Raw genomic sequence first — 19,164 nt, forward strand, 5'->3', positions numbered from 1 at the left:
TCATTTGGAAAAGGGCAGGCGGTGGGGGAGTTATTGTATCCAACAGAATACAGTTGTATTTCTAATTATTCGCCTGATCAATAATTCTTGTCATCGTCCGCTTTTGTCGATAAAGTTTCGCTACATCAGATTCCCTGGTGTACGAATTTTAAGTGCTTCTTGCGAAAGCAAGCTTTATCCCGGCCGTTTTACGGCCGGGATGTTTCTTCAGCGATTCGCTTCCGTAATGCTGAAATCATGAACATCCAGTTCAAACGCCTCTGCCAGTTCCCGCCAGGTATGATATTCGCGACCATCAACGCTCACGCGCTGGCCCTCTTCATCCTCGACCCGATGAACTTCGCTTTCGCTAATTTCATTTATGGCCGCCAGTAGCGCATCAACGTCAATATCGACGTCGCGCTTGATGGTATTGCTGTACTCTTTAGCCGTTTTCATGCTGTCACCTCGTTGCAATGCCGTTGTTAAGTATAGACGGTAGAAAAAATCGCCAGCTAAACGCCGGGACGCTGCCAGCATCGGCGTTTTGTTCTACACTGGCGTAAATGCGACAGGAGGGTAAATATGAAGGTTAACGATCGGGTTACAGTCAAAACGGACGGGGGTCCACGCCGTCCGGGTGTGGTATTGGCTGTTGAAGCATTCAATGAGGGTACGATGTACCTGGTATCACTTGAAGATTACCCGCTCGGTATTTGGTTCTTTAACGAAAAGGACCACCCTGATGGGATTTTTGTCGAGCGAGTAGAATAATATTTCGCCCTCCTGCCAGGGAGGGTGAAAAAAATACTACTTTCTAACGCATATTAACAAATATACCCGTCGTGACATTATCGGTAAGACGTACGACATGGTAAATAACTTGTTTATTATGTGTTTTTATTTTTCTTTTTATATTGCCTTTATGTGATGACACCGTCTTGGCTTTGATATTCATCTGATCCGATATTTGGATCGTATCTTGCCCGGACATCCACATTTTCAACATGCTGGACTCTGTACGGCTCAATGAAAGCGTGGGTAAATTAATGGTTCCGACGCTTTTTTTCTCCTTGCTCAGATAATCTCCCAGAATATTGTCCAGCGACTCAGGCTTGATGGATTTAGAACTAATCAATAAATTTTTACGGACCAAAAGATATTCATCGAAATGAATATTGGCTATCGCCATAAACACGATAAACAGTGTTCGGGGATGTTGATTAATGACTTGTTTAATGTGCTGACTGCTGCTTGGGTCATGGATAAAGCAGTCTTCATTAATAAACACCACGGATGGCTGAAGTGTGGCGCAAGCTGATTCGAGTTCATCAACTGTTTGTACATCGTTGATTTCTCGTTTTTTTACCCCCCGGCTCGTCAGATACCCTGTTAATCCCAACCGGGTATAACTGCATAAATCCATAATAATCGTTGACATGGCATACCCTCACTCAATGCGTAACGATAATTCACCACCCGCCAGAAGCTTCCGAAGCCGTACAGGAAAAACTTATATAACTGAAGTGCAGGATGAAGACTTCAGGCGAATCCACTATCCCGTAAAGTTACGTATAATTTGCCAGGAATCATCTCAAAGTAAAGTAAATGTTGTGTTCTGTGAGACTGCTAAAAACAAATAAGCCGCGCCAGATATATGTTAGAAGATGTTTTGCAAATTTCACTTTAGGATTATCCTTACAAAGGCAATACCAAAGCTAGGGATTAGTATTCTGCGGCAGCTCGCTGACAATTTCTGCTAACAGATTGAAAAACTCGCTGAATAATCGTTCACAGAACGGTGCAAGCAACGGCATCATCACTGCCATCAGCAAAATTCCCACGCTTAATGTCACCGGAAAACCAATGACAAACACCGATAACTGAGGAGCCATACGGTTTAGCAAACCGAGTGACAGGTTAATGGTCAGCAGCAGGGTGATCACCGGTAAGGCCAGCATCAGGCCATTGAGAAAAATCATTCCCGCCGAGCGGGTGAGCGCCAGATACGCGTTACTGTTTACCGGATTACCGCCGATAGGCAGCGTGTGGAAGGTGTCCACCAGCATGGAAATCAGCCACAGATGACCATTGAAGGTAAGGAACAGCAGCATTGCCAGCATATCGAGAATACGCGCCAGCACCGGCATATTTAAATGGCTGGTGGGATCGACAAAGGTAGCAAAGGAGAGGCCCATTTGCAGGCCAATCAATTCGCCGGCGGTACGGATGGTGGCAAAAGCAAATTGCATGGTAAAACCGAGCGCGATACCAATCAGAATTTGCTGTAACGCCAGCCACAGCGCTGGCGGTGAAAAAATGGCCACATCGGGGGTTGGCGGCAGTGTCGGGGCAATGACCACAGTAATGGCAATTCCCAGCCCAACTTTAATGCGTCGCGGGATACGCGTTTCACTGAGGATCGGCGCGGTCATAATCAGCGCCATTACGCGCAGCAGCGGCCAGAAATACATACTGATCCAGTGGAGCCACTGGTCGCTGGTGACGTTCAGCATAAGCCGGTTTACCCGATGATATAAGGAATGTTGTTGAACAGGGTGCGTACATAATCAAGCAGCAAGTTCAGCATCCACGGCCCGGCAACCACAATCGCGATAAACACGGCGATGATTTTCGGGATAAAGGAGAGCGTCATTTCGTTGATCTGCGTTGCAGCCTGCAAAATACTGATCACCAGACCCGTGATCAACGCAACCAGCAGCAGTGGGGCAGCGAGCGCGAGAGCCACTTTCATCGCCTCGGTGCCCATCATCATGACCGATTCGGGTGTCATGCTTTACTCCTAACTGTAAAAGCTTTGCGCCAGCGAGCCGACGAGTAACTGCCAGCCATCCACCAGCACGAAGAGCATCAGCTTGAACGGCAGGGCGATGGTCGCGGGTGGCACCATCATCATCCCCAACGCCATCAGTACGCTGGCGATCACCAGGTCAATAATCAGAAACGGAATAAAAATCGTAAAGCCGATCTGGAAAGCCGTTTTCAACTCACTGGTCACATAAGCAGGCAGCAAAATCCGCATTGGTACGGCTTCCGGCCCCTGAATAGGCGGCTCATTGGCGAGGCGGGCAAACAGCGCCAGATCGGCTTCCCGGGTCTGGCGCAGCATAAATTCACGCAGCGGCTGTGCGCCGCGCTCCAGCGCCACATCCACGGAGATCTTGTTTTCACTGAACGGCTGATAGGCGTCGTTATAAATCTTGTCGATAACCGGCGACATAATGAAAAAAGTCAAAAACAGCGCCAGCCCAAGCAGTACCTGGTTTGGCGGCGCGGATTGCGTACCCAACGCATTTCGCAGCAGGCCAAACACAATAATGATGCGGGTGAAGCTGGTCATCATCAGCAGTATTGCCGGCAGGAAGGTGAGGGAGGTGATAAACACCAGCGTCTGCACCGGCAGTGACCAGCTCTGGCCGCCGTTAGCCAGCGGCTGGCTAATAAGACCGGGAAGTTGAGCGAAAGCGGCTGGCGCAACCAGCCATAAACCAGCCAGCACAAGGGGTAACAAACGGCGCATCAGGATCTCCCGGAACGCTTAAGCAAATTCTTCATCACGGACTGGAAATCCGCATTTTTGTCGTTCACGTCTTCACTTTCAGCAGGTGCAGGAGGAAGTTTGTGTAACAGGTTTATTTGGGTGGGAGTCACGCCGAGTACCAGACGTGCATCTTCAACATCAACAATCACCACGCGTTCACGCGTGCCGACAGAGGCGCTGGCTGTCACTTTTAAGCCCCTGGCACCGGCGGTTTTGCCGCCAAAGCCGAGGCGTTTTGCCAGCCACGCGGCGACAAGAATCACCGCGATAATGCCAAACAGTGCGCCGCTGACTTGCAGAAGCGGCGAACCGGAAATGGCAGACGGTTGGGAAACCGTGGCCTGTGTTTTCATGCTCGGCTCAACGGCTCAGACGACGCATACGCTCAGACGGGGTGATGATATCGGTAATACGCACGCCGTATTTATCGGCGACGACAACCACTTCACCCTGCGCAATCAGATAGCCGTTAATCAGGATATCCAGCGGCTCGCCTGCCAGCCCGTCAAGGGCGACGACAGAACCCTGCGTCAGACGCAGCAGCTCTTTAATGGTCATCCGCGTACGGCCCAGTTCGACCGTCAGCTTAACCGGGATATCCATAATCAGGTCGATATCCTGGAGATTGCCGCCAACATCACCGCCGCCAAGCTGCTGGAACACGGCATCAGCCGCGCTTTTACTGCCAGTTGCGGTTTTTTGTTCGTTCAACGCGTCAGCCCACAGATCGTCCACTGCTCCGTTGTTGTCATCGGACGGATTGTTCATATCACTCATTTGGGCTGTTCCTCATTCAGCGAATTCAAAATCGGGTTTATCAGGTGCTCTACACGTAACGCATATTGTCCATTGACTGTACCGTACTGGCTGGTAAGAACCGGTACGCCGTCCACATGAGCGATAATGCGATCGGGTTTATCAATCGGCAGCACGTCGCCGGGCTGGAGCTTAAGTATCTGCGACAGGCGCAGGGGAATATCCGCGAAATTGGCAATCAAAGTCAGCTCGGAGTGCTGAACCTGACGCACTAAATTGTCACGCCAGTTCTGGTCTTCAGTGCGTGAGTTTTCCAGCGGCGGGTTCACCAGCATCTCACGCAGCGGCTCTATCATGCTGAAAGGCAGACAGATGTTGAATTCACCGGTCAGGTTGCCGATTTCCACGTGGAACGGCGTATTGACGACGATATCATTCGGCGACGTAGTAATGTTAGTGAACTTAACCTGCATTTCAGAACGTACATACTCTACGTCCAGCGGGTTAATGGCCTTCCACGCGTCACTGTATGCTTCAAGCGCCAGTTTAAGCATGCGATTGATTACGCGCTGTTCAGTGTGCGTAAACTCACGGCCTTCCACTTTCGTCGGGAAGCGTCCATCACCACCGAACAGGTTATCCACGGCGATAAACACCAGGCTCGGCGAGAAGACAAACAGGCCGGTGCCGCGCAGCGGTTTCAGGTGGATCAGGTTAAGGTTGGTCGGAACGGGTAAGTTACGCGCAAACTCATGATAGGGCTGAATGCGGATCGCGCCAACGGTGATATCCGGGCTACGACGCAGCAGGTTGAACAACCCCATACGAAACTGACGCGCAAAACGTTCATTGATGATCTCCAGCGCTTGCAGACGCTCACGCACCACGCGGCGCTGGGTATTCGGGTCATAGGGGCGAATATCGCTATCGCCGCCCATACCCGGTTTCGGATCATCGCTCTTATCGCTGTCGCCATTGAGCAGCGCATCGATTTCGGCCTGAGAAAGAATACTATCGCCCATGTCTTTACCGCAAAATGAAAGCTGTATAAAGAACGTCAGTGACTTCCTGCTTCGGCTGTCCTGGCACTAACGGCGTTGCAAGCGTCTCTTTAATCGCGGTAGCAAGCGCCTGTTTACCCTCATCAGTTGCAAGCTGTTGCGCGCTCTGACGAGAGAACAACAGTAACAAGCGGCTACGCACTTCCGGCAAATATTCACTCAGTCTGGCGCGCGTTGCGTCATCACGCAGGCGCAGCGTAATACCCACATACAGCACACGATCGGCATCGCCCAGGTTCACAGTAAAGGTGTCCAGCGCGAAGAAAACCGGCGCTGGCGGTGGCGGGGCTTCCGCTTTTGCGTTTGCCGCAGGTTTCTGTTGCATACGCCAGTAACTATAGCCAGCTGTGGCGCATGCCGCGAGGGTGATTAACACCAGCAGCGGGATCCAGATAGAGCGCTTACGTTTTTTATTAATAGCGGAGTCAGTCATTAGATACGGGCTTCCTGTTAGTACTGCTTATGAGGTTGATTATCCCGTGTCCTGCGCGCGTCAAAGCGCGGAAAAGACGGGGATAATCATGCTACCTCTGGCGTTTAGGCAAAGATGTCTACAGCGCCGTTACCGCGAGCCACAGACTGTAAGCTTGCTGGCGTCACGATGGCTGTATCATCGTCGGAACCAAAAACATCGCCGGAACCCGAACGTGAAGCGTGTTGCTGCTGCGAGGCCTGCTGTTGCTGTTGGCCGGTGAAACTTTCGCTGCTGATGCTGCTCTGCCCAAGCTGAATACCGCTTTCAGCCAGAGAGGTGCGCAGCGTCGGTAATGCGGCTTCCAGTGCCTGACGAACGTGGCTGTGCGCCGAAACCATTTGCAGTTGCGCCTGGTTATCTTCCAGCTTGATAGAGATCTGCACCTGCCCCAGATCTTCCGGATGCAAACGTAACTCAGCCGTCTGCTGGCCCTGGCGGGTGAACAGCGTAACGTGCTGGCTGAGATTCTGCTGCCATTCATGGCTACCCAGCGGTGCGCTGATAACCGGCGCTGCCACAGGCAAGCTGGCCTGAGCCGCGCTGGCGCTGGTGGTCACCGGTGCCACGCTAACCGTGGTGTTGGCGGTCTGCAGTGCATTGTCGTTATCTTTCTTCGTGGCGCTGGCAGCGGCCAGTACCGCGGCCTGCTGTGAATTGTCAGCCACCTGGAAAGGTGTGTTCGCGGCCGGATCATTTTTCGCGGCGCCACGTGAGATATCGGTATCGGCTGCAGTCGAGAGTGAGCTGCTGTTCAGCGCGCGGTTAGCGGCTGCGGCAACATCCTGCGTGCTGACGCCGGTCGATTTCGTTGTCGCGGAAGCGCTCAGTTGCGCGGTTTGCTGGTGCGGCAGCATCGCCATCAGTGCGCTGAGCCCTGCCAGTTCGCCATCCGTTGCATCACTCTTCTCATCGCCGCTTTGCGCCGTTTTGTTCAGCGCGGCGAGAACATCGCTTTTCGCCGTAGGCGTCAGGCCAGACAGGAGTTTTTGCATATCAGCAGTGGTGGCTGTACTTTCCGTCGCCGCGGCGGTGACATCGCGTTTGGCAATCTGACGCGCAAGCAAATCCGCGAGTTTCTGAGCGGGCGTTTGTGCCTCTTCACCGGTGGCTGCGGTCAGGTTGCCTTTCGTCAACTTGCCGCTTGCTAGCGCAGCTTGTAAATCAGCAAGCGTCAGCGGCTCACCGTTCTCCTGGGTTTGCCCCTGAGTGCCGGACATCGCGCCAGTAAGCAGGGCGAGGAAATCTTGTGCTGAATCGCCGCCCGCTTTGCCTGTCTGCGCGCTGGTGCCGGTATCGGATTCAGTTACTACCAGTTTTGGCAAGGTGATCATTCTGTTTTCCTCAGGGATGCGCGTTGTGCAAACTCATCCATTTTTTTCTGATCGAGGCGGTTTTCCGCCAGTAATGCTGCTGCGCTTTGCCGCTCTTGCAGCGTTTGCCAGGCCTGTAAGCGCTGCTTCTTCTCTCGCCAGCAACCCAGAGCGATATCGACTTTCTCGTTCCATTGCATCAGTTGTTTACGATGCTGATCGATGGCTTTTTCCAGCGTCTGAATAAATTGCTGATAATTTTGCCAGCGCTGATTATCAATGCCCTGGCTCATATTGTTATTCAGACTGTTGCGATACTCATGCTGATAGTCGATCAGCATTTTCAACTGCTCTTCCGCCTGCTGGCAGTTGCGGCGCATCTCACCCAACTTCAGTGCTGCGTCGTCAACCTCTTTCTCAGCCAGATCTTTTAGCGTCGTTAATGCGCTGTTTTGCGTCATAAAGTCAGCTCTCCACTACCTTAAACTGTCGGGAAGATCAGCTCTAAAGACTGGATAGAATCTTCCCACCCGGCACGTTCGAAGATGCCCTGTTGCAGAAAGGCTTCAAGCTGTGGCCACAATGCAATAGCTTTATCCAGCATTGGGTCACTGCCTCGCGCATACGCGCCAACGCTCACCAGATCGCGATTTCGTTGGAAGCTAGACAGCAACTGTTTGAAATTCCGGACCCTTGCGTAATGTTGTTCAGTAATTAGCGCGGTCATGGCACGGCTGATGGAGGCTTCAATATCAATCGCCGGATAATGACCGGCTTCCGCCAGACGACGGGAAAGCACAATATGTCCATCAAGAATCGCGCGCGCAGAATCCGCGATAGGATCTTGCTGATCATCCCCTTCGGTGAGAACGGTATAGAAAGCGGTGATCGAGCCGCCGCCGTGAATGCCGTTCCCCGCACGTTCCACCAGCGCCGGTAATTTGGCGAAGACAGAAGGAGGATAACCCTTGGTTGCTGGCGGTTCGCCGATCGCGAGCGCAATTTCACGCTGCGCCATGGCATAACGCGTCAGAGAGTCCATGATCAGAAGCACATGCTGACCGCGATCGCGGAAATCTTCAGCAATGCGCGTGGCGTAGGCAGCGCCCTGCATACGCAACAACGGAGACACATCCGCTGGCGCAGCGATCACGACGGAACGTGCGCGACCGTCAGCCCCAAGAATGTTCTCGATAAAATCTTTAACTTCACGGCCACGTTCGCCAATCAGCCCCACGACAATCACGTCGGCCTGGGTATAACGCGCCATCATGCCAAGCAGCACACTCTTACCGACGCCAGAACCGGCAAAGAGACCCATACGTTGACCACGGCCCACCGTCAGCAGGGCGTTAATGGCGCGCACGCCGGTATCCAGCACGTGCTCAATCGCCGTACGTTGCAACGGGTTAAACGGCGGCGTCATCAACGCGCCTGTTTCTCCGGTATCGGGCGCGGGCAGGCCGTCGAGCGGTTTACCTGCGCCGTCGAGCACGCGTCCGAGCAGGGCAGGGCCGAGCGGCAACTGTTTGCTGCTTTGTAAACCATCGCCCACCGCACCGCGTGCATAAACGCGCGCGCCAGGCAAAATTCCTTCGACTTCTTCCAGCGGCATCAGAAACAGGCGTTGACCGTTGAAGCCGACCACTTCACTTTCCACTTCGTGAGTTTCGCCGCCTTCCTGACGTTCAATGATGCAGGTTGCGCCCAGCGGCAACTGCAAACCGGTAGCCTCCAGCACCAGGCCGGTGGCGCGGGTCAGTCGCCCGTAACGGCGCACAGAAGGGAGTTGCACCATTTTGGCTTCGAAGTTATCGAGCGTTGTCAGCCAGCGGGTCAAACGCGCAGTCATCAAATCACTCCCGGCGCCGCCAGACGGCACAGTTCCTGCCAGCGCGTTGCCACGCTGGCATCAAGATCGCCTTCATCGGCGGAAACTTTACAGCCGCCCGGATGCAGCGTTGGGTCGCCGCGCAGACGCCAGCCGTGCAGGCTTAACGTCGCGCCGAGCATCTCTTCTACCCGTTGCAGATCGTCCGGGTGAACGCGCAACTGCGGCTTGCCGCTGAACAGCGGCTCCTGCTGCAACAGCAGTTGAATCTGTTTGATCAGCGCACTGTTATCGACACAGGGCGTTTGTCCCAGCACCTGGCGAGCAGCTTCCAGTGCCATCTGCATCAGACGGGAGGCAATCACGCTGTCGAGCGCATCCAGGGTGTACTGGAATTCGCTGACCAGTTGTTGCATCCGCGCGTGCAGGGGAGCCTGCTGCTGGCGAGCCAGATTCAGCCCTTGCTCCTGGCCCTGTGCCAGCCCTTCCTGGTAACCGACATCGTGTCCCGCTTTGCGCCCTTCCGCGAGGCCCGCGTTGTAACCCGCGTCGTGAGCCTGCATCTGGATCTGTGCCAGTTGCTGCTGCTGTTTTTGCTCCTCGGATAAAACGTCTTCTTCCTCGTCAGCGTCTTCTGATGCACTCTCGTTCATCAGCAGGGGAGCGAACTCGGCAGCCTGCGGGAGCGCCAGATCGTCCGGCGTCCAGACTTTCCAGGGCAATTCGTTAGACATAGGTATCCTCGCCGCTGCCAATTACCATCTCGCCGGTTTCCGCCAGACGACGAACAATAAGCAGGATCGCTTTCTGTTCGTTTTCCACCTGAGACAGACGCACCGGGCCACGGTTGGCGAGGTCGTCGCGCAGGATATCGGCAGCACGCTGGGACATGTTGCGCAGGAATTTCTCGCGTAGCGGCTGCTCGGCGCCTTTGAGGGCGATAAGCAGGGACTCGGAGTCCACTTCCTGCAGCAGGCGCTGGATACTGCGGTCGTCCACGTCCACCAGGTTTTCGAACAGGAACATCTCGTCGATAATTTTCTGCGCCAGTTCGCCGTCGAACTCGCGAACCGCAGTAATAACCGCTTCTTCCTGCTGGGTTTTCATCAGGTTGATGATCTCGGCCGCCGTTCTCACGCCGCCCATTTTGCTGCGTTTGAGGTTCTGGCCGTCGAGCAGGTTGTTCAGTACTTCGGTCAGTTCCGCCAGCGCGGCAGGCTGTACGCCGCCGAAGGTAGCGATACGCAGCATCACGTCATGGCGCATGCGCTCGTCAAACAGCGCCAGAATATCTGCCGCCTGAGAACGTTTGAGGTGCACAAGAATGGTGGCGATGATCTGCGGATGTTCGTCGCGAATAAGGTCGGCGGCGCTCTGCGGCTCCATAAAGTTGAGCGTTTCGATGCCGCTGGTGGTATCGCGGGTTTCGAGAATATCTTCCAGCAGGCTGGAAGCACGCTCTTCGCCGAGCGCTTTGACCAGCACCGAACGCAGGTAGTCGTTGGCGTTGATATTCAGCGCCGCGAATTGTTCCGCTTCGTTCTCAAACTCCTGCAATACGTCCATCAACTGCTTGTTGGAGATTTGACGCACGCTGGCCATCGCGGTACTCAGATGCTGAACTTCGCGGGCAGAGAGGTGTTTAAACACCTCTGCTGCACGGTCTTCGCCGATGGTCATCAGCAAGATGACACTTTTGTCCGTTCCGGAAAGATTATTGCTCATGTTCGTTATTCATCCACTGGCGAATGACCAGCGCCACGACGCGCGGATCGTTATCTGACATTTCGCGAATACGCTGGCTCATCACTTCTGCGCTCAGGCGCTGGTTAGAGCGGCGCTGCTGGTTCATTTCATCTTTACTCAGGCGAACTTCCACCGACTCTTCAATTTCGGCTCGTGCCTGCGCAGCTTCCTGTGCAGCTTTCGCTTCTTCCTGGCGGCGTACCAGTTGCGGACGGACCGCTTTACGCCACAACAGCCAGGCAACAATCAGCACCAGTAACCAGCGGCCTGCGGACATCAGCTGATCGATAAACGACTGCTGCTGCCAGAACGGGAGCTGACCACCGATATCGTCCGTTGCGTTAAACGGCGAGTTGACAACGTTGAGGGTATCACCGCGTTTTTCGGTGTAACCCATCGCTTCACGGGTTAAATCTTCAATCTGTTTCAGTTGATCGGCGGTCAGTGCCGCGGTTTTACCATCTGCCAGTGTGCGGTAGTTCACCACCACGGCAACGGAGAGACGCTCAATATCACCGACATTCATCTTGGTATGACGAATGGTGCGATCAACTTCGTAGTTATTGGTTTCGCTATGCGTGGTATTACGCGGCCCCGCATTGCTGCTGTTCGCAGTGGAGGTATTGGTGCCTTGCTGACCCTGCGCATTCTGCTGGTTATTTTGCGTCGTGATCGGCGCACTGTTCGCAGGCGCTGGCTGGTTAGAGAGCGCTCCCGGAACACCGCCAGGATACTGGCCGCCAATCTGTTCGCTGCTGTTCACCTGGCGTGAACGCAGAACCGCCTGCGCCGGATCGCCGCCGTTCGGGCTGTACTGCTCTTCCGTTTGCTCTTTATTCGCGAAATCGAGTTGAGCGGTAACCTGCGCGTGGACGTTGCCATTACCGACGATAGGGCCAAGGATGGCTTCGATACGGCGCTGGATACGGCCTTCAACGTCCGCGGTATATTTCAGTTGAGCATCATTCAGATCGCGACCGGCAGTCCCGGCCTGCGTTAACAGACGACCGCCCTGATCAACGACCGTTACGTTACCCGGCGGCAAACCTGCCACCGCGCTGGAAACCAGATGGACTATCGCGCTGATCTGGCCGTCATCCAGGGCGCGGCCCGGTTGCAGATTAACGGTGACAGAAGCGGAAGGGGATTTTTGTTCGCGAACAAACAGCGATGGTTTCGGCATGGCGAGGTGCACGCGGGCACTTTTCACCGGGCCAAGTGTTTCGATAGTGCGGGCCAGTTCACCTTCCAGCGCACGCTGGTAGTTCACTTGCTCGCTAAATTGACTGATACCGAATTTTTCCTGATCCAGCAGTTCAAAACCCACTGCGCCGCCTTTCGGCAGACCCTGTTGCGCCAGACGCAAGCGCAGTTCGTGCACTTTATCCGCCGGAACCTCAATCGCTCCGTTGCCATCGGCGAAGCGGTAAGGGATATTCATTTGGGTCAACTGCGTGACAATGGCTCCGCCATCCTGGTCGGATAAGTTGCTGAATAACGTCCGGTAATCCGGGCTCTTGGCCCACAGCACCATAGCAACAACGATGGCGACGGCTGCTGCGGCGGCCACCATTAAAGGGATTTTGGGGTTCGCGCGTAAGCGGTTAAGCCACTCAAGAGATTTATTCTGCGGTGCAGTTGTTGCAGTCGCACTCATTGCGCACCTCGTAACTCTGGGTGGATGTTGTTATTTGAGTTGAGAAACAAAACAGACTCCCGGGTCGGCAAACTCGACATTTATCCATTAACATGGCAATGCCATTATTTGATGATTCCCAATTTTCTATGCGCCAAATAACCTGGTTTTTTGTCGCTATTTACCGCCATTATCCCATTGACAAGCTGTTAACCTTGTCCAGTATCAAACCATCCGGGGAAAAACAATGGCTATACAGGGCATTGAAAGCGTCATCAGCCAGCTGCAGGCAACTGCTGGCGTTGCACGCAATCAGAGCGTGGAGAGCGAACCGACAATCAGCTTTGCCGGACAACTGCATGCTGCGCTGGATCGCATCAGCGATACGCAAAACGCAGCACGTGTGCAGGCAGAGAAGTTCACACTCGGGGAACCGGGCGTGGCGCTGAATGACGTGATGACCGATCTGCAAAAATCATCCATTTCGCTGCAAATGGGCGTTCAGGTGCGTAATAAACTGGTGTCTGCTTATCAGGACATCATGAATATGCAGGTTTAAGCCTGGCTAATTTTGCATTTTGCTACCGGTCTGCGCTTTTCGCGTGGACATGGAAGGCAACGTGAAAACCTCGCTCTGGCGGGGTTTTTCTCTATAAGCGGCTGGAGGATTCGGTGCAGGTTAAAACCGGCCGTTAAATGCCGACCGGTATCCACTGAGGTTGCTGATTTCAGGCGTAAGCGGGTTTGTCTTGTTTGAAGATCTTGCTGCAATGGGGGCACATCAGCGCTGAACCTTTCTGGACTCGGGTGAAGCTATGTTCTGACTGCATAGCGCAGTGAGGGCAGGTACATTTGGTAAGAAAGTTGCGATTGTTTTTTGAATCTTTCCGTTGTGGCATAGAGTATTTCCTGATGAATGGGCTGTAACCATACACTATCCCGATACATATAGCCCGTAATGATTTCCCTGCGGGCAAATATCATAGCCCGGCGCTGAGCACCGAATCTCTTGAATAAAAAATATACAGTGGCGTTGCGCAGACAAAGAGTAAGTCGCGCACTGGGTATTGTGCACTGCATTTGCGGTGTGCTTTTCGTAAATATTCATCCCGCTGAAATAATTAATACTTGCCCTGTCTTAATGATCTTTACAAAAAGCTAACTTCAGTTGCTTACACTAGCAGCCCAAAAATTAGCTGATGCGGAGGGCAACTATGTACCGTAACACTTGTCAGATTGACACTATTCTCGCCGATCTTAATTATGCTGTTGATGCCCATTATGACTGGCTGGTGAATATGTTTTCCTGCGTGGTAAATAATGCCTTTGAACAGCCTGATATTATTCATCCGTGCGCGCATAAACACTGTCGTGTCGGAACCTGGCTGCATCATCACCAACCGACAAGAGAGGAAGAAGCTTCCTGTATTCAGGCGATTAGCGAGGCGCATGCGCGCATGCATGACAGTGGTCGCCGGATGATGCTGGCCATTCAGAATAAAACCGTAACAGCCGATCATTTCACCGCCTTTAAACAGCATCTGGCGCTATTTTCCAGCGTGGTGACAACCTGTAAAAGTTATTTATTAAATATGCGCAGCGGTATCGATATTCTCACCGGCTTGCCAGGCAGAAGAATGCTGAATGAAACGTTTGAACAGCAATTAATACGCGCTGCGGAGCAGAATGTTTATCTGCTATTACTGGACATCGATCGCTTTAAAAATATTAACGATACTTACGGTCATCTAATTGGCGATAGCGTATTACGCGGTCTCGCGCAATTATTACGTAACGGAATTCGCGATGGCGATAATGCGTACCGCTATGGCGGCGAGGAATTTATCATTCTGTTGCGCGCGCCTTCTGATAACGATGCGTGCCTGAGCGGGCTGCGGCTGTGCAATACCATTGCTGACACCACCCTGCATTGTGACGATCAGGCGCTGCATATTACGGTCACCGTTGGGTTAACCAAAGTCCAGGCCAAAGAGTCACTGGACGAGGCGGCAAAACGTGCCGATGCGGCGATGTATCGCGGTAAGCAGACCGGGCGTAATCGCTGCATGTTTATGGACGAGCGGGGCGAGATTGGCCATTTCGCCGGCTGAGTCTCATCGGCTGCTGGCTCACCCTTTGCAGGTGAGCCAGCCTGGTGCGTTACTTCTGAATCAAGTAGCGGATGGTGGGGCCATCCTGCTGGATATCCAGCACCGTATAACCGTGGTTGCGGGCATCCAGCGGAATGTTATTGATCGACTGCGGACAGTCGCTCACCACTTCCAGGATCTCCCCTTTTTTGAGTTGTGGCATCGCTTCGAGCGTGGCTACCGCCGGATAAGGGCAGGGTTCACCGCTCATATCGAGGCGGTAATCGGGCACAATGTTCATGCAGTCTCCTTCACGGGCGCCGGCGTTTTGCGGCGAAAGAAATGTTTTTCCCAGCCAATGACAAACAGCAGCGCGGCCAGCAACAACGCATAGGTCACCAGCAGACCGCCGAGCGGACCAAAGGTGTTCAGTAAGTTGATTTTATCCCAGTGGGTGGCGAGAGAAGGGGATAAGTCATCCCAGAACCAGGCCAGTATCGTCGAGCCGATCACATTGCCCAGCCCGACCCACCAGTAATGCACCTGACCTTCAACTGCGCGGTACATCCAGCCGGTTTCACAACCGCCTGCCAGCACAATCCCGAAGCCAAACAGCAGGCCGCCGAGTACCGCATTCGGCCCGGCCCACATGATTTTGGGCTCCATCCCCAGTTGCACATAGCTGAAGATGCCGATCGCGCTCGCCGCCATACCGAAAATAATCGCTTTTGCCATCATGGTGCGCCCGGTGATCCACATATCGCGGAATGCGGAGGTGAAGCAGATTTGCGCCCGCTCAATCAGTAAACCAAAACCGACGCCAAACAGCATCGCCAGCCCCAGTTTTGGCTGATTCATCGCCGTCAGCAGCGCCCAACCCACCATGCCGATAAACACCAGCATACCGATGCGGAAGCGGCGTTTTGCCTGATCCGGTTTTTGTGTCAGCGGCGAAGCGGCGGAGACTTTCTGCATCTTTACCGCAATGCGGAACATGGGCAGCAGCGTAAAGCGTGCGCCAAACCATGAGCCAATCGCCGTGGCCACGGCAAAGAACCAGGCATGCAAAGAAAATTGCGGAATGCCGGTGAAGAAGGCGGCAAGATTACAGCCCATCGCCAGCCGGGCGCCGAAACCGGCAATGATACCGCCAGCAACGGCCTGCGCGATGCGGATACGGCTATGCGGAAAACGTAGCTTGACGTTATTCGCCCACAGCGCGGCAGCAAAACAGCCGCCAAACATACCGATGATCATCATGCCGTCAATACGCGTCAGCGGCGTACCGTCCAGATGGATCAATTTGAAGTATCCCCACTCTTCGGTATGCACGCCGGCCAGTTGTAACAACTGGCCGCCCCAGCGGGTGAATTCACCCGTCACAGCCCAAAAGGTGCCGGTGATGCCGAAATAGTAGGTGGAGAGAATACCGGCGGCGATAACGGCCGGAATCGGGGACCAGAAGCGAATCAGGAAACGCTCCTTGAAGGATTGCCATGACATAGTTAAAAACCTCTGAACTCAGAAGGCAGTAATTAAGGAAGGCGAATGATACACGTGGCAAATGACAAACTAACGTAAAAAGGGCGTAAATCCTGGTGCAGATCAAACTTCTTCGCGCCGCAGAAGGGTGGCGATGATAATGCTTTAATGCCACAATATTTTTTTCTTCGCGATCGGGATAAATAATGAAAAAGCGAGTGATTATTGGCGCGGCGCTACTGCTCAGCGGCTGCGTACAGGTGGATGATTACAACGCGGTGGTAAAACAACCTGCACCGGCAGGTCTGGCGGGTTACTGGCAGTCGGCAGGCCCGCAAAGCAAACTGGTCAGCCCGGAAGCTATCGCCAGCCTGATCGTCACGCCCGAAGGGGACACGCTGGATTGCCGCCAGTGGCAGCGGGTCATTGCCGTACCGGGCAAACTGATGCGCGACGGCAGTACGTTATATAACGTGACGCAAAAACGGGATATTTACCCGCTCGACCACGAAGGTAATACGCTGGAATTTGATGGCATGACGCTCAAGCGCGTCGATAAACCGACGGTTGAGTGCCAGAACGCGCTGTCCAGCGCCGGGCTGGACATCAGCAAATAAGAGGGCGCCGGGTCTGCCCGGCACATCTCGTCCCCTTTCCTGTTTCTTCCATACGTAGCTATCGCCGGTGTCTGTGCATTTTACGCACGGGAGTAGGCCTGCATTGGCGGCAGCCGGCATTTTTCGCGAAAGGTAAAACAGGGGGGAACAAAGAAAATCTGATGCCATGTTCCTGAGACTCGGGAAACAGGGATAACAGAAGAGAACAGGGCGGGTGAGGGGATAAAACGTCACCCGCCTGTTCTGAGATTAGATCTCATTCGGGAAGAGTATATTTCCAGAGAGGCGTCCATATGTCGAATGCAGGTTATGTTGCCGAGATGTCTGTCTAACCAATGTCCGCAGTTCGTCCATTCGCTCGTTTAACAGTTCTTTCAGCACAACTTCGTTATCCAGAATTTGCTTCAGCAGCGGCCGAATTTGCGCCTGCAACTGAGGCGCAATTTCTCCGGCATCCTGGAACTGTGCTAACTTCTCCACAGCGTTAATGTACTTCACTTCATGTTCGATGAGTTCGTCCCAACGCCCTTCCTTCGCGAGGTTAAGCATGGTGCGGCTGGCGACCAACAGCTGCTGATAGTGGTGGAGCAACCCGAGATTTGCTTCCATTAGTAAGTGTCCCGCGCGTTTTGATTATTGGGGCCAATTTCTTTCCAGGCGTCAGCGATGTTGCTCAACAACTTCGATACTTCATCAATGGCAGAGAGGTCATTGTGGAGATTTGCCTGTAAAAGACGTCGTGTCATGTAGTCATAAAGACTGTCCAGATTTGCGGAGATCTCACCACCAGCTTCGTGATTAAGACCGGCCCGCAAGCCGTTGGTAATGATATTAATAGCCTGTGAAAGCGCCCGTCCTTTACCGGGAATATCTCCCTGCTCAATCAGGATCGCGGCCTTTTTCATGGCGCTCAAGGCGCCATCAAAAAGCAACACCACGAGTTGATGTGGGCTGGCACTCAGAACGGCACTTTCCACGCCGACCTGGGCATAAGCCTGAGTTCCCGATTTCGTATACATGTCAAACCTCAACTGATGGTTTATGCACTCATAGCATTGAACTGCTGGGTCAAATAGTTACCGGTTGTCGTCAGAGAAGAAACCAGCTGACTTAAACTGGTGAACTGTGTTTTGTAACGCGCCATGGTTGCGGTGATCTGATCATTGACCTGGTCATACTGATCGGACAGCTGTTTCAGGGTCTTGTTGATCCCGTCGGTTGCATTCTGCACGGTACCATTGGTGCCTAAAAAATCGTCCAGCAGGTTGCTTGCCTGCGTGGCGAACCCGGTGGTTTTACCGTCGCCGGACAGGAAAGAGATCACGTCCGCTGACTTTTCATTCAACGCGTTATTCAGTTTGGTGCTGTCAACGGTCAGCTTACCGGTCGTATCCTGAGTCACACCCAGTTGCGACAAAATAGAGAAGCTGCCCGCGTCATTCTGCGAGGACGACAACATCGAGCGCAGACGCGTCTGAATGTTGCGCAGCGTACCGTCGCCCAGCAGGTCGCCGTTCGAGCTGTCCTGCGAATCACTGCCCTGATCCACTGCTGTATATTTGGTCTGGTTAGCAATGGTCGTTTGCAGCGAGTTGTAGGCATCAACAAACGCCTGAATCGCGTCGGTCATCGGCTGGTTATCTTTCGTCACCGACAACGTTTCCGGGCTGCCAACGTTGGTTTTATTCAGCGTCAGCGTGACACCTTCCGGCGCATCTGTAATCGTGTTGCTGCTACGGGTAATTTCAATCCCGTTAATTTTCAGTTTCGCGTCAGACGCAGCAACCTGCTGTGTCATCACGTTGCTCGCACTGCTGGTATTCGTTGAGTCATAGCTGATGTATTGTGCCAGTTGCGTATCATTTGTGGTGATCGTCATCTGGTTAGCTGTACCGCTGTCACGTGAAGTCAGTGCCAGGTAGTAGCTGTTGTCATCTGCTTTAATAATGCTCGCCGTTACGCTGCCTTGCTGTTTGTTAATGGCATCACGAATATCCGACAGACTGGTTTGATCGCTGTTCAGCGTCACAGTCATCGGCGTCTTTTGCCCAGGCTGAGTGATCGTAATGGTACGAGAACTCAGGCTGCTGTCGCCTAAATCAGTATCTTTGCTGGCCACTTTTGGACTGAGCAGAGATTGAGAAGCTGCCAGCGAAGACACCTCGACCGAGTAAGTTCCCGCTGCGGCATCATTGGCCAGCGTAGCAGTGAACGCGGTGTTAGTGCTGGATACCTTTGTCGATGCGATGTTTGATGTATTTTTCAGCGCATTCGCAGCGGTTTGCAGCTTAGTCAGGGAGGTTTGCACCACACCCCAGGCTGTCAGCTTGGCTTTATACGAAGTCTGCTGAGTGGTAATTGGCGTCAGCTTTGTTTGTTCAGCTGTCTGCAAATTGTCATACAACGTGTTCAGATCCAAGCTTGTGCCTGCGCCGAGCGAACTAATACTTGCCATATCTTCATCCTTCAGTTTTAGACAATCACTGTGTGGATTATCGGCAGCGACTGCGAAAAGATTAGAGGTTTTTTTTTAAAGCAATGGCGAAATAAAGCCAAAGAATAGCGGGCAGTTTGTGGCTTTAAAAAATTAAAGTTTTTCTCTAAAGGTTGGTCAGTGAC

Annotated in this window: 25 protein-coding genes; 4 read left to right on the forward strand and 21 right to left on the reverse strand. The window is 53.3% G+C overall.

Annotated features, from left to right (window positions below):
• Nucleotides 1-207: 207 nt before the first annotated feature.
• Complete coding sequence (gene yodD, locus AWR26_RS09965) at nucleotides 208-438, reverse strand: YodD family peroxide/acid resistance protein (RefSeq protein WP_043953142.1); 231 nt, start codon at nucleotides 436-438, stop codon at nucleotides 208-210.
• Nucleotides 439-564: 126 nt separating this feature from the next.
• Here yodD and dsrB point away from each other — a divergent pair, with 126 nt between their 5' ends.
• Nucleotides 565-753, forward strand: coding sequence for a protein DsrB (gene dsrB, locus AWR26_RS09970; RefSeq protein WP_007371485.1), 189 nt, complete (start codon nucleotides 565-567; stop codon nucleotides 751-753).
• Nucleotides 754-796: 43 nt separating this feature from the next.
• Here the strand turns inward: dsrB and rcsA are convergent, their stop codons facing one another.
• From rcsA to fliF, 14 genes are all read right to left on the reverse strand, one after another.
• Nucleotides 797-1,420 (reverse strand): transcriptional regulator RcsA, encoded by a 624-nt coding sequence (gene rcsA / locus AWR26_RS09975; protein ID WP_007371486.1) that lies wholly within the window; start codon nucleotides 1,418-1,420, stop codon nucleotides 797-799.
• A 277-nt stretch (nucleotides 1,421-1,697) separates the two neighbouring features.
• Nucleotides 1,698-2,495: a flagellar biosynthetic protein FliR gene (gene fliR / locus AWR26_RS09980; protein ID WP_043953143.1), complete on the reverse strand. Its 798-nt coding sequence runs from the start codon at nucleotides 2,493-2,495 to the stop codon at nucleotides 1,698-1,700.
• A gap of 8 nt (nucleotides 2,496-2,503) precedes the next feature.
• A complete protein-coding gene (gene fliQ, locus AWR26_RS09985) occupies nucleotides 2,504-2,773 on the reverse strand; it encodes a flagellar biosynthesis protein FliQ (RefSeq protein ID WP_007371488.1) in 270 nt (89 codons plus the stop codon).
• A gap of 9 nt (nucleotides 2,774-2,782) precedes the next feature.
• On the reverse strand, nucleotides 2,783-3,520 hold the full coding sequence (gene fliP / locus AWR26_RS09990; RefSeq protein ID WP_043953145.1) for a flagellar type III secretion system pore protein FliP: 738 nt from the start codon (nucleotides 3,518-3,520) through the stop codon (nucleotides 2,783-2,785).
• Nucleotides 3,520-3,894, reverse strand: a complete 375-nt coding sequence (gene fliO, locus AWR26_RS09995) for a flagellar biosynthetic protein FliO (protein WP_007371490.1) — start codon at nucleotides 3,892-3,894, stop codon at nucleotides 3,520-3,522. Before fliO ends, fliP begins: the two co-directional genes overlap by 1 nt.
• Before the next feature lie 7 nt (nucleotides 3,895-3,901).
• On the reverse strand, nucleotides 3,902-4,318 hold the full coding sequence (fliN, locus tag AWR26_RS10000; RefSeq protein WP_043953147.1) for a flagellar motor switch protein FliN: 417 nt from the start codon (nucleotides 4,316-4,318) through the stop codon (nucleotides 3,902-3,904).
• A complete protein-coding gene (gene fliM, locus AWR26_RS10005; protein WP_007371492.1) occupies nucleotides 4,315-5,319 on the reverse strand; it encodes a flagellar motor switch protein FliM in 1,005 nt (334 codons plus the stop codon). Before fliM ends, fliN begins: the two co-directional genes overlap by 4 nt.
• A gap of 4 nt (nucleotides 5,320-5,323) precedes the next feature.
• Nucleotides 5,324-5,791 carry a flagellar basal body-associated protein FliL gene (gene fliL, locus AWR26_RS10010; RefSeq protein ID WP_043953149.1) on the reverse strand — a complete coding sequence of 156 codons (468 nt, stop codon included), beginning with the start codon at nucleotides 5,789-5,791 and terminating at the stop codon, nucleotides 5,324-5,326.
• Between the two features lie 104 nt (nucleotides 5,792-5,895).
• Nucleotides 5,896-7,164, reverse strand: a complete 1,269-nt coding sequence (fliK, locus tag AWR26_RS10015) for a flagellar hook length control protein FliK (protein WP_064565505.1) — start codon at nucleotides 7,162-7,164, stop codon at nucleotides 5,896-5,898.
• The gene (gene fliJ / locus AWR26_RS10020; protein WP_043953151.1) at nucleotides 7,161-7,604 is read right to left on the reverse strand and encodes a flagellar export protein FliJ; all 444 of its coding nucleotides are present in this window, start codon (nucleotides 7,602-7,604) and stop codon (nucleotides 7,161-7,163) included. Before fliJ ends, fliK begins: the two co-directional genes overlap by 4 nt.
• Before the next feature lie 20 nt (nucleotides 7,605-7,624).
• The gene (gene fliI, locus AWR26_RS10025) at nucleotides 7,625-8,995 is read right to left on the reverse strand and encodes a flagellar protein export ATPase FliI (protein ID WP_007371496.1); all 1,371 of its coding nucleotides are present in this window, start codon (nucleotides 8,993-8,995) and stop codon (nucleotides 7,625-7,627) included.
• Nucleotides 8,995-9,708, reverse strand: a complete 714-nt coding sequence (fliH, locus tag AWR26_RS10030) for a flagellar assembly protein FliH (protein ID WP_007371497.1) — start codon at nucleotides 9,706-9,708, stop codon at nucleotides 8,995-8,997. The genes fliI and fliH overlap by 1 nt, the downstream gene beginning before the upstream one ends.
• A complete protein-coding gene (fliG, locus tag AWR26_RS10035; RefSeq protein ID WP_007371498.1) occupies nucleotides 9,701-10,699 on the reverse strand; it encodes a flagellar motor switch protein FliG in 999 nt (332 codons plus the stop codon). The genes fliH and fliG overlap by 8 nt, the downstream gene beginning before the upstream one ends.
• Nucleotides 10,689-12,377, reverse strand: a complete 1,689-nt coding sequence (fliF, locus tag AWR26_RS10040) for a flagellar basal-body MS-ring/collar protein FliF (RefSeq protein WP_064565508.1) — start codon at nucleotides 12,375-12,377, stop codon at nucleotides 10,689-10,691. The genes fliG and fliF overlap by 11 nt, the downstream gene beginning before the upstream one ends.
• A gap of 226 nt (nucleotides 12,378-12,603) precedes the next feature.
• Between fliF and fliE the strand changes: the two genes are divergently transcribed.
• Nucleotides 12,604-12,915, forward strand: coding sequence for a flagellar hook-basal body complex protein FliE (gene fliE / locus AWR26_RS10045; protein ID WP_007371501.1), 312 nt, complete (start codon nucleotides 12,604-12,606; stop codon nucleotides 12,913-12,915).
• Between the two features lie 169 nt (nucleotides 12,916-13,084).
• On the opposite strand, the gene AWR26_RS25710 is transcribed toward fliE, so the two are convergent.
• Nucleotides 13,085-13,255: a YnfU family zinc-binding protein gene (locus AWR26_RS25710; RefSeq protein ID WP_217273295.1), complete on the reverse strand. Its 171-nt coding sequence runs from the start codon at nucleotides 13,253-13,255 to the stop codon at nucleotides 13,085-13,087.
• 315 nt (nucleotides 13,256-13,570) lie between these two features.
• Here AWR26_RS25710 and AWR26_RS10050 point away from each other — a divergent pair, with 315 nt between their 5' ends.
• Nucleotides 13,571-14,467, forward strand: coding sequence for a diguanylate cyclase (locus AWR26_RS10050; protein WP_064565511.1), 897 nt, complete (start codon nucleotides 13,571-13,573; stop codon nucleotides 14,465-14,467).
• Between the two features lie 49 nt (nucleotides 14,468-14,516).
• Here the strand turns inward: AWR26_RS10050 and yedF are convergent, their stop codons facing one another.
• Both yedF and yedE read right to left on the reverse strand, forming a co-directional pair.
• The gene (gene yedF, locus AWR26_RS10055) at nucleotides 14,517-14,747 is read right to left on the reverse strand and encodes a sulfurtransferase-like selenium metabolism protein YedF (RefSeq protein WP_035890239.1); all 231 of its coding nucleotides are present in this window, start codon (nucleotides 14,745-14,747) and stop codon (nucleotides 14,517-14,519) included.
• Nucleotides 14,744-15,949, reverse strand: a complete 1,206-nt coding sequence (gene yedE / locus AWR26_RS10060; RefSeq protein ID WP_064565514.1) for a selenium metabolism membrane protein YedE/FdhT — start codon at nucleotides 15,947-15,949, stop codon at nucleotides 14,744-14,746. Before yedE ends, yedF begins: the two co-directional genes overlap by 4 nt.
• Before the next feature lie 185 nt (nucleotides 15,950-16,134).
• On the opposite strand from yedE, the gene yedD reads away from it, so the two are divergent.
• Nucleotides 16,135-16,545 (forward strand): lipoprotein YedD, encoded by a 411-nt coding sequence (gene yedD, locus AWR26_RS10065; protein WP_064565517.1) that lies wholly within the window; start codon nucleotides 16,135-16,137, stop codon nucleotides 16,543-16,545.
• A 249-nt stretch (nucleotides 16,546-16,794) separates the two neighbouring features.
• On the opposite strand, the gene fliT is transcribed toward yedD, so the two are convergent.
• From fliT to fliD, 3 genes are read right to left on the reverse strand one after another with little or no spacing between them, the layout of a single operon-like run.
• Nucleotides 16,795-17,154, reverse strand: coding sequence for a flagella biosynthesis regulatory protein FliT (gene fliT / locus AWR26_RS10070; protein WP_007371510.1), 360 nt, complete (start codon nucleotides 17,152-17,154; stop codon nucleotides 16,795-16,797).
• Nucleotides 17,154-17,564: a flagellar export chaperone FliS gene (gene fliS, locus AWR26_RS10075; protein WP_043953158.1), complete on the reverse strand. Its 411-nt coding sequence runs from the start codon at nucleotides 17,562-17,564 to the stop codon at nucleotides 17,154-17,156. The genes fliT and fliS overlap by 1 nt, the downstream gene beginning before the upstream one ends.
• A gap of 20 nt (nucleotides 17,565-17,584) precedes the next feature.
• Nucleotides 17,585-19,000 carry a flagellar filament capping protein FliD gene (fliD, locus tag AWR26_RS10080; RefSeq protein WP_064565521.1) on the reverse strand — a complete coding sequence of 472 codons (1,416 nt, stop codon included), beginning with the start codon at nucleotides 18,998-19,000 and terminating at the stop codon, nucleotides 17,585-17,587.
• Nucleotides 19,001-19,164 lie beyond the last annotated feature (164 nt).

Origin of the sequence: Kosakonia oryzae (assembly GCF_001658025.2) — a bacterium.
GTDB classification, from domain to species: Bacteria; Pseudomonadota; Gammaproteobacteria; order Enterobacterales; family Enterobacteriaceae; genus Kosakonia; species Kosakonia oryzae.